This is a genomic window from Rhizobacter sp. P2_G4 (assembly GCF_056403575.1).
The window spans coordinates 370,781-382,272 of record NZ_JBFUFG010000002.1 but is presented as its reverse complement, the minus strand read 5'-3'; the positions used below and the strand labels follow the sequence as shown (position 1 = coordinate 382,272).

Genomic DNA, 11,492 nt, shown 5'->3' with positions numbered 1-11,492 from the left:
GCCTGATGAAAAAAGCGCCGCTGCTGCTCGCCGCCTGGGCGGCATCGGCCATCGCCGGCGAAGCGCCGCTGGTGCTGCAGGGCACGGCTGCGTATTACGGCCTGCGTGTGCAGCTGGCCGTGCAGATGCAGACGCGCTCGGCCGACCTGAGCGACCTGCAGGTGCTCAATGCGCGCGGCGAGCCGGTGCCGCATGCCTGGGTCGACGAAGAGCCGCCGACGCAAGAGAAACAGCAGCAGGCCGTGCCCTTCTTCAAGGCGCCGGCCGCTGCCTCGGCCGTCGACGCGGCCCAGCAAGGCGGCTGGATTCTCGATCTGCGCAAGGTGAAGGGTGCCCTGCTCGAACTGCAGCTGAGCGTGCCGCCGAGCGAGCACGGCATTTACGGCTTCGTGCTCGAGTATGGCGACGACACCCAGCGCTGGCACACCTATCTCGGCGAGGCGCAATTGCTGTCGTTGCAGCACCAGGGCCTGCGGCTGGACCACACCGAGTTCGACCTCGGTGGCCTGCGCGCGCGTTACCTGCGCCTGCGCCCGCTGCCCGGCAGCAGGCCACCGCCGTTGACGGGCGCCAGCGTCAGCAGCGTCACCCGCTACACGCCCGAATCGCCGCTGCAATGGAGCGACACGCTCGCACCGACGCAATGCACGCCGAAGTATTGCGACTACGCGCTGCCGCGCCACCTGCCGCTCGAGCGCCTGGAATGGCAGCTTGCCGACGCCAACACGCTGGCGCCGGTGGACCTGCTCGTGCAATACGACCCAGGCGAAAACAACGTGACCGGCCCGACGCCCTGGCGCCATCACCATCGCGTGCGTGACCACATCAAAGGCCTGCGGCACAAGACGGCGCCTGCACCTGCCGAATCCACCGCCTGGTACCCACTGCAACGCACCACCGCGTACTGGCTCAAGCTCGCAGAAGGTGAAGTGCGCTCGCCGCCGCTGAACCTGAACGGCGGGCTGGTCGCCAAGCTCCGTGTGCAGCCCACGGGCGGCATGGTGCAGCTGGGGTCCAAGCCGCCGGGCCTGCGTGTCGGCGCTCGTGCGGTGTCGCTGGTCTTCCTGGCGCGCGAACCGGCGCCTTATCGCCTTGCCTGGGGCGGCGAAAGCAAGGGCAGCGCGCTGGCGCTCGGGCAACTGATGCCGACGCGCAAACCCGGCGACCCGCTGCCGACGGAGACCGCCACCGTGACGCTGGCACCTCCTGCCCCTGTGGCCGCAGCGGCGTCGCCTGCGTCCTCAGTGGCGAGTGCGGCGGCGGCCACGCCGGAGCCTTCGCGCAAGTTCTGGTTGTGGGGCGTGCTGCTGGCCGCCCTCGGCCTCATGGGCTTCATGGCGTGGTCGCTGCTGCGACCCACCGCCAAAGCCTGATCAGGGCGGCGCTGAAGAAGCGCCCGACGCCGGGCTCGCTGCCTGCATAGCGCGCCGGGCTTCGGCCTCGCGGTAGCGCTTGGCGAGCGTGGCCGCGTCGTCGGCTGAGCGCTTCAAGGCATTGCGCATGGTGTTGAGCTCACCGGCCTGCCCGACCTGGGCGATCTGGTTGACCATCTGGATCAGCGAGGCGCAACTCCAGGCGCTGTTCGGTGCGGGCACCGACTGTTTTTGCAGCTGGTACATCGCGCTCACCTCATCGCGCGCGGCCGCTACCCGCTCTGCCGCCCAGCCGACGCGCTGGCCGATCGTCGCCGACAGGCTCGCGTCGGTCAGCGTGCTTCCCTTGCGGGCCAGCACCTCGGCCAGCACGGAGCAGACCTGCTGGCGGTTGCTGTCGCGCACTGCGGTCACCGAGCAGTACTGGCTCGCTACCAGATGCGGTGTGCTGCCCCCCGCCTGGATGGCCAGCAGTTCGGCCGCCAAGGCGCCCCGTTCCGGCAGGCGCATGTCGGCCGGTAACTTGGCCAACGCCATGCTGGCGACCGAGCCGGCGTACCAGTCGGCCGACGTCGCTTGCGACGCGCGGTAAAGGGCCTCTGCCACGGCGGCCGCATCGCCACGCACCTGCGCATCGGTCGCGACCTGCAGCCACAGCATCGCGTTGCCCGAGTCCAGCTGAACCCATTGGTCGGCCGACAGCATCTGGCACGCCCCCTCGCCGCGCTGGCCCTGGCAGGCGCGCATTGCGAGCGCATAGGTCTGCGGCGACCGCGTAGCCACGGCCATGCGCGCCAGCGAATCGCGGGTCGACGCATGGGCCGGAACGGCGGCAGTGCCCGCACTCGGGCTGCCGGTGCTCTGCAGCAAGAGGCCGAGGGCACGCGTGGTTTCGTCGGCATCGTTGGCCAGCACCGGCAGCAGCCGTTCGCGGGCCTGTTGTGCGGCCTGCTGGATCACGTCGAGCTTGAGCGGCGCGCCGCTGTCGTCGGCCTTGACGCGGCCCACGCCGCAGATCTCGGCCTCGTTCGGCGGGATGGTCGCGCTGGCTGCGAGCGCCGCGGCAGCAGCGGCCGACGCCGCCTGCGCCGACAACTTCGACGTGTCGGCTGAAGCCAGCATCTCGCCCAGTGACAGCCGACTCGGCGCCGAATCGACGCTCACCGGTTCAGGTAGCGGCAGTTCGTCGCCCTGGCCGGCGAGCATCGCCTGCCAGATCAGCGCTGCCAGCGCCACCAGAATCAACACCGCGCCCAACCAGCGGACACGGTTGCTCGGTTCGCTGGGTTCGTTCAGTTCATCCAACACGCTCAAACACCACCCTCCGCAATCGCCTCTTTCACTGCCGCCACCTGGCGGCGCGACACCAGCAGCCATTCATCGACCGGCGCCACGCGCACCACCCAGCCTTCGGCGGCTTCGTCGTCACCTTCGCCGGGCAACACGCGGCGCTCCAGTGCGAGCAGCGCCTTGCGCGCGACCAGTGCGTTGCGGTGGATGCGCAAGAAGCGCTCGCCCAGGCGTTGCTCCAGGTCGGTGAGCGCATCGTCGAGCACATGCGTATGGGTGGCCGTGCGCAGCGTCACGTACTTCAGCTCGGCCTTGAGGTACAGCACCTCGGACACCGGCACGCGAATCTTGCGGCCCAGCTCGTTGATCAGGATCACCGGCTGCGCCTCGGCCGCAGCCACCGGCTCGGCGGCACGCGTGCTCAGGCGTTGCGCCACGCGCTGCAGCGCAGCTTGCAGGCGCTCGCGGCGCACGGGCTTGGTGAGGTAGTCGACGGCTTCGAGATCGAAGGCCTGCAGCGCGTGCTCGGCATGCGCGGTGACGAACACAACGGCCGGCGGCTTGGGGAGCTGGCGCAGGCGTGCGGCCAGCTGCATGCCGTCGGGCCCCGGCATGTGGATGTCGAGCAGCACCAGGTCGCATTCGTTGCCGGCGATCCAGGCCAGGGCCTGCCCGGTGTTGCCGGCTTCTCCGACCACGCGGGCTTTGGGCGCGGCGCAGTCGGCCACCAGGCTGCGCAGGCGCAGACGGGCCAGCTCTTCATCGTCGACGACCAGTACGCGCAGTTCGTCGTTCATGGTTCAGACCTCACAGCGGCACCACGATCTGCACCCGGAACACATCACGTTCGAGGCGGGTTTCAAACTGGGCAGCCACGTCGTGCATCAGGCGCAGGCGCTCGCGCACGTTGCGCAGCGCGATGCCGTTGCCCGGTCGCGAGGGCTGCTTGGGCATCGTGTTGACGATGCTGACCACCGCATGCGCCCGCTTTACCCGCGTGCGGATGCGGATCACGCCACCTTCGGCCGACGGCTCCACGCCATGGCGCACCGCGTTCTCCACCAGCGGCTGCAGCAGCAACGGCGGCACGCGTGCGGCGCCGGCGTCGTCGTCGAGGTCCCAGCTCACCTGCAGGCGGTCGCCAAAGCGCACCTGCTCGATCGCGAGGTAGCGCTTGGCCAGCGCCACTTCGTCCGACAGGCTGACCGACTCGCCACTGTCGGTGAGCGCCACGCGAAACAGCTCGGCCAGATCTTCGAGGAGGTTTTCGGTGCGCGCCGGGTCGAGCCGTGCGAGCGTGATGGCGGTGTTGAGCGTGTTGAACAGAAAGTGCGGACGGATGCGCGACTGCAGCTCTGCCAGCCGCGCCGTGGTGTCGGCCGGCAGGCGGGCCCGCGCACGCAGCGTGAGCCAATAGAAGAGCGCCGTGGCCAGCGTGGCACCAGCCAGCAGCGGCGCAACCCACGGCGTGCCGCCACCGAGCAGGCCCAGGCCGCCGGCCGCTTGCAGCCCCCAGCCGAACCCGCCGCTTGCCGCGCCGAGGGCGATGGCCGCGGCCCACTGCATGGTGGGCGGCAGGCCGGCCAGCCGGCGCTTGAGCAGGCAGGCGACCACCAGCCACATCAGCACCGCCGGCAAGGCCATGCTCGCGGCCACCGCCACCAGCGTCAGCCAGCTCCTGAAATCGGCCGCGGCGAACGAGACGCCCACCGCCAGCGTGACGTGAACGAACAACAAGGCACGCAGCACGACGCCCACATGGCACACGTCAAAGGCCGAGCCGGCACCGAGAACGCTTGTCGCCGCATCGGGCGGGCCGAAGCCGGTGGGACCGAAGATGCTGCTGCTGTGCGGTAGCTCACCCGGTCGCGTGTGTTCAGGCTCCAGCAGCGCCGTGCGGCTGCTCTTGGCGGAAGCGACTTTCGGTTCGGGTAATGCCATACAGGGGTGCCCGAATAGAATCGAGCGGTCTTCAAAAACGCGCAGGCACTGCGTCGTGCATCGCATTGTCGCCAAGTCGCGCGGCTCGGCAATCAGGCCTACCAAGCGTTACAACCACGCGTTACACCCTGAAGCGTTACACCCGCCTTCTTTCAGTCAGCACCCCATGTCCGACAACCAACTCGACAAGAAATCCCAAGCCTGGTCTGCGCTCTTCTCCGAGCCGATGAGCGATCTGGTCAAGCGCTACACCTCGAGCGTGTTTTTCGACAAGCGCATGTGGAAGGCCGACATCGCAGGCTCGCTGGCCCATGCCGAGATGCTGGCCGCGCAAGGCGTGATCGCGGCGAAAGACCTGGCCGACATCCAGCGCGGCATGGCGCAGATCACGCAAGAGATCGAATCCGGCGCCTTCGAGTGGAAGCTCGATCTGGAAGACGTGCACCTCAACATCGAAGCCCGCCTCACCACCCTGGTGGGCGACGCCGGCAAGCGGCTGCACACCGGCCGCTCGCGCAACGACCAGGTGGCGACCGACGTGCGCCTGTGGCTGCGCGACGAGATCGATACCCTCACGCCGCTGCTCGCGCAGATGCAGCTGGCGCTGGTCGAGGTGGCCGAGAAGAACGTCGACACCATCCTGCCCGGCTTCACGCACATGCAGGTGGCGCAGCCGGTGAGCTTTGCACACCACCTGCTGGCCTATGTGGAAATGTTCGCCCGCGACGCCGAGCGCCTGCAAGACGTGCGCAAGCGTGTGAACCAACTGCCGCTGGGCGCCGCCGCACTGGCCGGCACCAGCTACCCGCTGGACCGCGAACGCGTGGCCAGGGCATTGGGCTTCGACGGCGTCTGCCAGAACAGCCTCGACGCCGTGAGCGACCGCGACTTCGCGCTCGAATTCGCGAGCTTCGCGTCGATCACGATGGTGCACGTGTCGCGCCTGTCTGAGGAGATCGTGCTGTGGATGAGCCAGAACTTCGGCTTCATCGACCTGGCCGACCGCTACTGCACCGGCTCGTCGATCATGCCGCAGAAGCGCAACCCCGACGTGGCCGAGCTCGCCCGCGGCAAGAGCGGCCGCGTGGTCGGCCACCTGATGGGCCTGCTCACGCTGATGAAGGGCCAGCCCCTCACCTACAACAAGGACAACCAGGAAGACAAGGAACCGCTGTTCGACACCGTCGACACCGTGCGCGACACGCTGCGCATCATGGCCGAGATGGTCGGCGGCATCACGGTGAAGAAAGAAGCGATGGAGCGCGCCGCCTTGCGCGGCTACGCCACCGCAACCGACCTGGCCGACTACCTGGTGAAGAAGGGCCTGCCCTTCCGCGACGCGCACGAGACCGTCGCCCATGCGGTGAAGACCGCCATCGCGTTGGGCAAGGACCTGAGCGAGTTGCCGCTGGCCACGCTGCAGGGCTTCAACGCCGCCATCACCGATGACGTGTTCGGGGTGCTCAGCCTGCAGGGGTCGCTCAACGCACGCAACGTGCTGGGCGGCACGGCACCGGTGCAGGTGCGACAGCAGATCACGCGGCACCGCGCGCGCCTGAGCGCCTGAGTCGTCGGTCGGGCCTGCGCGGATTTCGCAGGCCCACAGAATGGGATTGCATCCGTCGCGCCATCATGTGCGTACACCGAGCATGCATTCCATGACCCCACGCTCCCATTCCATCGCAAAGGTCGCCGCCCTGCTCCTGGCAGGCGCCGCCTTGACGGCCTGCGCGCCGATCACCGCCCTCAACGCGCTCACACCTTCGGGCCAGGTGAGCAAAGGCGTCGCCTACGGTTCGCTGCCCCGCCAGAAGCTCGACGTCTACCAACCCGAGCAAGCCGCGCCGACGGGCGGCTGGCCAGTGGTGGTGTTCTTCTACGGCGGGTCGTGGAACAGCGGTGAGCGAGGCGACTACAAGTTCATGGGTGAGGCGCTGGCATCACGTGGCGTGCTGACGCTGATCGCCGACTACCGCCTCTACCCGGAAGTGCGCTATCCCGACTTTCTCGACGACAGCGCGCAAGCCTTGGCCTATGGCCTGCGCGAAGCAGCCCGGCTCGGCGGCAACCCGAAGCGCGTGTTCGTGATGGGTCACAGCGCCGGCGGCTACAACGCGGCCATGCTGGCGCTGGACGAGCGCTGGCTGAAGCACGCCGGGCAATCGCCGCAGCAGCTCGCCGGCTGGGTCGGCCTGGCTGGCCCGTATGACTTTCTGCCGATCGAGAACCCGGATGCGAAGCCCGTGTTCTTCCACCCCAACTACCCCTCTGGTACCCAGCCGCTGACCCATGCGCACACCGGCGCTCCGCCGGCATTCCTCGGCGCTGCGCGAACGGACAAGCTCGTCAACCCACAGCGCAACACCGAAAGCCTCGCCGCTGCCCTACAGGCCGATGGCGTGCCCGTGACGCTGAAGCTCTACGACAACGTGAACCACGTGACGCTGGCCGGTTCGTTCGCCTGGCCGCTGCGCTGGCTGGCGCCAGTGCTGGACGACGTAGCGGCTTTCGTCACCAAGCAAGCGCCTTCGAAATAAGGAAGCCGGCGGCGACAGGGGTCATCACTCAGTGTGCCTGGTCCCAATTGGGGCCGACGCCCACTTCGGCAAGCAACGGCACTTTGAGATCGGCCACGCTGGCCATCAGGCGCGGGATCTCGGTGCGCGCCCATTCGAGCTCCGCCTCGGGCACTTCGAACACCAGTTCGTCGTGCACCTGCATCACCATCAGCGTCTTGCGCTGCTGTGCATCGAGGGCAGCCTGCACGGCGATCATCGCGAGCTTGATCAGGTCGGCTGCAGTGCCCTGCATCGGCGCGTTGATGGCCTGGCGCTCGGCACCGGCCTTGCGCGGGCCATTGCCGCCGTTGATCTCGGGCAGGTAGATACGGCGGCCGAACAGCGTCTCGACGTAACCCTTCTCCTTGGCCGAGGCCTTGGTGTCGTCCATGTACTTCTTGACGCTCGGGTAGCGGGCGAAGTAGCGCTCGATGTATTGCGTGGCCGCATTGCGCTCGATGCCGAGGCTCGACGCGAGGCCGAACGCGCCCATGCCATAGATCAGCCCGAAATTGATCGTCTTGGCATAGCGGCGCTGCTCGCTCGTGACCGCCGCGGGCTCGATGCCGAACACCTCGCTCGCAGTGGCGCGGTGCACGTCCATGCCTTCGGCGAAGGCCTTCAGCAGGTTCGCGTCGCCGCTGATGTCGGCCATGATGCGCAGCTCGATCTGCGAGTAATCGGCGCTCACGATCACGCTGCCCGGCGGCGCGATGAAGGCCTCTCGCACGCGGCGGCCTTCGGCGGTGCGGATGGGGATGTTCTGCAGGTTCGGCTCGTTGCTCGAGAGCCGCCCGGTCACGGCCACCGCCTGCGCGTAGTTGGTGTGCACGCGGCCGGTGGCGGGGTTGATCATCAAGGGCAGCTTGTCGGTGTAGGTGCCTTTCAGCTTCGACAGGCTGCGGTGTTCCAGCAGCTTGGCCGGCAGCGGGTAATCCTCGGCCAGCTTGTCGAGCACCTCTTCGTCGGTGCTCGGTGCCCCGCTCGCGGTCTTCTTGATGATGGGCAGGCCGAGCTTGGTGAAGAGGATCTCGCCGATCTGCTTGGGCGAACCCATGTTGAAGGGCTGACCGGCCAGTTCGTGCGCCTCTTTCTCGAGCTGCATCATGCGTTCGCCGAGCTGGTGGCTTTGCGAGGCCAGCAGCGCGGAGTCGATCAGCACGCCATTGCGCTCGATGCGCTCGAGGATGGTGGTCACCGGCAGCTCGATGCGCTCGTACACGTAGCGCAGTCCCTTCTCGGCTTCGAGCTGCGGCCACAGCGTCTCGTGCACGTGCAGCGTCATCTCGCTGTCTTCGCACGAATATTCGGCCGCCTTCTCGATGTCGACCTGCTCGAACGGGATCTGCTGTGCGCCCTTGCCACACACGTCTTCGTAGCTCAGGCCGGCGCGGCCGAGGTGGCGTTGCGCCAGGCTGTCCAAGCTGTGCGGCTTGTGGGCTTCGAGCACATAACTCTGCAGCAGCGTGTCGTGCACATAGCCGCGCACCGTGATGCCGGCATTGGCCAGCACGTGGCTGTCGTACTTGATGTTCTGGCCGAGCTTGGGCGCGTCGGGGTTCTCGAGCCAGGGCTTCAGCCGAGCCAGCACCATCTCCACCGGCAGCTGGTCGGGCGCGCCGGCATAGCTGTGGCGCAGCGGGATGTAGGCCGCCTCGCCAGCGCTCACGCTGAGCGAGATGCCGATGATCTGCGCCAGCATGCCGTCGAGTGAATCAGTCTCGGTGTCGAGCGCGGTCAGCGGGGCCGACTCGGCCTTGTCGGCCCACAGCTCCAGGTCTTCGGGTGTGAGCACCGTGGTGTAGCTGCGGTTGATGGCGGTCTTCGCGAGCATGGGCGTAGGGTTGTCGAGCTCCACCGCCGGCGATGCGGCCGCAGCCGGCGCGCCCATCGACTCTTCCAGCTCCCGCTTCATGCTCTTGAAACCGAAGCGGCTGTAGAAGCCGAGCAGCGATTCCTTGTCCACCGGCCGCAGGGTCAGCGAATCGAACGACGGCCAGCCGGCCACGTGCTCGGCCAGCTCGCAGTCGGTTTTCACCGTCACCAGCTTGCGGCCGGTGGGCAGCCAGTCGAGCGCCTTGCGCAGGTTCTCGCCGGCGACACCCTTCACCTTGTCGGCGTTGTCGATCACGCCCTGCAGCGAGCCGTACTCGGCGATCCATTTCGCAGCCGTCTTGGGGCCAACCTTCTCGACGCCAGGCACGTTGTCGACCGCGTCGCCCATCAGCGTGAGGTAGTCGACGATGCGGTCCGGCGGCACACCGAATTTATCCATCACGCCCTTCACGTCGAGCTTCTCGTTGCTCATGGTGTTGATGAGCGTCACGTGTTCGTTGACGAGCTGTGCCAGGTCCTTGTCGCCGGTGGAGATAACAACCTTTTGACCGGCCTTGGCAGCCAGCTCGGACAGCGTGCCGATCACATCGTCTGCTTCGACCCCCGGCACGGTCAGCACCGGCCACCCGAGCAACTTCACCACCTCGTGGATGGGTTCGATCTGCTGCACCAGCGGCTCGGGCATCGCCGAGCGCTGGGCCTTGTATTCGGGGTACCAGTCGTCGCGGAAGGTCTTGCCCTTGGCGTCGAACACGCACACCGCGTGCGATGGTTTCACGTCCTGGATGGCCTTCTTCATCATCGCCACCATGCCGTGCAGCGCGCCAGTGGGCACGCCCTCGGGCCCGCGCAGATCGGGCAGCGCGTGGTAGGCGCGGTAGAGGTAGCTGGAGCCGTCGACCAGCAGCAGCGGGCCGTCGATTTGGGAGGTCATGTCGTTCATGGCGGGATTGTCGGGGAAGAGCGCCGGCACGGCCGCATCACCCATGTGGGCGAGGCCCATTGGCCGCGCCTCCCTCCTGAGCGGGCTAGCCCCGCAGGGCGGCGAACCGTAGCCTGCAACCTTCGACATTTTCACCAACCACCATGACGCTGCACCGCCGCTCACTGCTCATCACACTGGGCCTGCTGCCCTTCGTTCCCGCCACCAGCCACGCCGGCGCCCGCTCGCTGATGCTGGCCAACGTGTACCGCCCCGACATCTCGCTCGCCGACTACTGGGTCAGCGAAAAGTACGACGGCGTGCGCGGCTACTGGGACGGCCAGCAGCTGTGGACGCGCCACGGCCACCGCATCCACGCGCCGGCGTGGTTCACCGCCGGCTGGCCCTCGCAGCCGCTCGACGGCGAGCTGTGGGCCGGGCGAGACCGCTTCACCACTGCATCATCCACTGTCGCCAAAGACGTGCCCGACGACGCTGCATGGCGGCAGATGCGCTACATGGTGTTCGACCTGCCAGCGCACCCCGGCAGCTTCGACGAGCGCCTGCCCGCGTTGGCGCGAGAACTGTCGCAACACGCCCTACCCTGGCTGCAGGCCGTGGCGCAACGCAAGCTGGCCGACGACCTCGCGCTGCAAACCCTGCTGCGCGACACCGTGCGCGCTGGCGGCGAAGGGCTGGTGCTGCACCGCGGCGCGTCGGCTTACCGCGGCGAGCGCAGCGACGATCTGCTCAAGCTCAAGGAGCAGCTCGACGCCGAAGCGACGGTCATCGGCCACGTGCCGGGCAAAGGCAAGTACGAAGGCCAGGTCGGCGCGTTGCTCGTGGAGACGTCCGACGGCGTGAAGTTCCGGCTCGGCAGCGGGTTGCGCGATGCGGAGCGCGCGTCAGCCCCGCCCGTCGGCAGCCAGGTCACCTACCGCTACACCGGGCTGCACCCCAACGGCGCGCCGCGGTTCGCGAGCTTCCTGCGGGTGCGGTCCGACTGAGCCCGAAACGGAGCTCAGTCCTTGGGACGGTCCACCAGCTTGGGTACCAGCGCCAGCACGATCAGCGCCAGCAACGCGCCGATCACTGCCGTCGACTCGCGGCCCAGCCCGCAGGCGATGCCGATGGCCGACGTCATCCACACACCGGCCGCCGTGGTGAGGCCCTGGACGTTTTCTTCCGAGTGGTTCTTGATGATGGCGCCGGCGCCGAGGAAGCCGATGCCGGCGACGATGCCCTGAATCACCCGGCTCATGTCGGCCAACTGCATGCCGCCCAGCTGCGGCACCAGGACGAACAAGGCCGACCCCATCGACACCAGCATGTGCGTGCGCACGCCGGCCGCCTTGCCGCGGTGCTCACGCTCATAGCCCAGCACACCGCCCAGCAGCGCGGCCAGCAACAGGCGCACGAAGAGGCGCGTGATCTGCTCGGCATCGGCCACGTCCGAGAACTCGGCCACCACGGTGTTCACAATGCGCTCCCACATCGGCACAGCCCCTTCCCGGCGGTACACGGCGCCGGCCGGGCAATGCTAGAGCGTGTTCGCCTCGCTCAGCGGGCATG

9 protein-coding genes are annotated in these 11,492 nt (G+C 67.9%); 4 read left to right on the top strand and 5 right to left on the bottom strand.

From position 1 onward, the window contains the following. Positions 1 to 5 precede the first annotated feature (5 nt). Positions 6 to 1,373, top strand: a complete 1,368-nt coding sequence (locus AC1DYS_RS08280) for a DUF3999 family protein (protein WP_477897920.1) — start codon at positions 6 to 8, stop codon at positions 1,371 to 1,373. Here AC1DYS_RS08280 and AC1DYS_RS08275 read toward each other — a convergent pair whose 3' ends face one another. From AC1DYS_RS08275 to AC1DYS_RS08265, 3 genes are read right to left on the bottom strand one after another with little or no spacing between them, the layout of a single operon-like run. After that, entirely contained in the window at positions 1,374 to 2,681 is a 1,308-nt protein-coding gene (locus AC1DYS_RS08275) for a hypothetical protein (protein ID WP_477897918.1), read from the bottom strand. It lies immediately after the preceding gene. A gap of 2 nt (positions 2,682 to 2,683) precedes the next feature. Further along, positions 2,684 to 3,460: a LytR/AlgR family response regulator transcription factor gene (locus tag AC1DYS_RS08270; RefSeq protein ID WP_477897916.1), complete on the bottom strand. Its 777-nt coding sequence runs from the start codon at positions 3,458 to 3,460 to the stop codon at positions 2,684 to 2,686. A 10-nt stretch (positions 3,461 to 3,470) separates the two neighbouring features. Further along, the gene (locus AC1DYS_RS08265; protein ID WP_477897914.1) at positions 3,471 to 4,604 is read right to left on the bottom strand and encodes a sensor histidine kinase; all 1,134 of its coding nucleotides are present in this window, start codon (positions 4,602 to 4,604) and stop codon (positions 3,471 to 3,473) included. A gap of 166 nt (positions 4,605 to 4,770) precedes the next feature. Between AC1DYS_RS08265 and argH the strand changes: the two genes are divergently transcribed. After that, positions 4,771 to 6,171 carry an argininosuccinate lyase gene (argH, locus tag AC1DYS_RS08260; RefSeq protein ID WP_477897912.1) on the top strand — a complete coding sequence of 467 codons (1,401 nt, stop codon included), beginning with the start codon at positions 4,771 to 4,773 and terminating at the stop codon, positions 6,169 to 6,171. Positions 6,172 to 6,253: 82 nt separating this feature from the next. Next, entirely contained in the window at positions 6,254 to 7,141 is an 888-nt protein-coding gene (locus AC1DYS_RS08255) for an alpha/beta hydrolase (protein WP_477897910.1), read from the top strand. Between the two features lie 28 nt (positions 7,142 to 7,169). Here the strand turns inward: AC1DYS_RS08255 and polA are convergent, their stop codons facing one another. Beyond that, positions 7,170 to 9,932 carry a DNA polymerase I gene (gene polA, locus AC1DYS_RS08250; RefSeq protein WP_477899589.1) on the bottom strand — a complete coding sequence of 921 codons (2,763 nt, stop codon included), beginning with the start codon at positions 9,930 to 9,932 and terminating at the stop codon, positions 7,170 to 7,172. 152 nt (positions 9,933 to 10,084) lie between these two features. Between polA and AC1DYS_RS08245 the strand changes: the two genes are divergently transcribed. Further along, complete coding sequence (locus AC1DYS_RS08245) at positions 10,085 to 10,927, top strand: DNA ligase (RefSeq protein WP_477897908.1); 843 nt, start codon at positions 10,085 to 10,087, stop codon at positions 10,925 to 10,927. 14 nt (positions 10,928 to 10,941) lie between these two features. Here AC1DYS_RS08245 and AC1DYS_RS08240 read toward each other — a convergent pair whose 3' ends face one another. Further along, positions 10,942 to 11,415 (bottom strand): MgtC/SapB family protein, encoded by a 474-nt coding sequence (locus tag AC1DYS_RS08240; RefSeq protein WP_477897906.1) that lies wholly within the window; start codon positions 11,413 to 11,415, stop codon positions 10,942 to 10,944. Between the last annotated feature and the right edge of the window lie 77 nt (positions 11,416 to 11,492).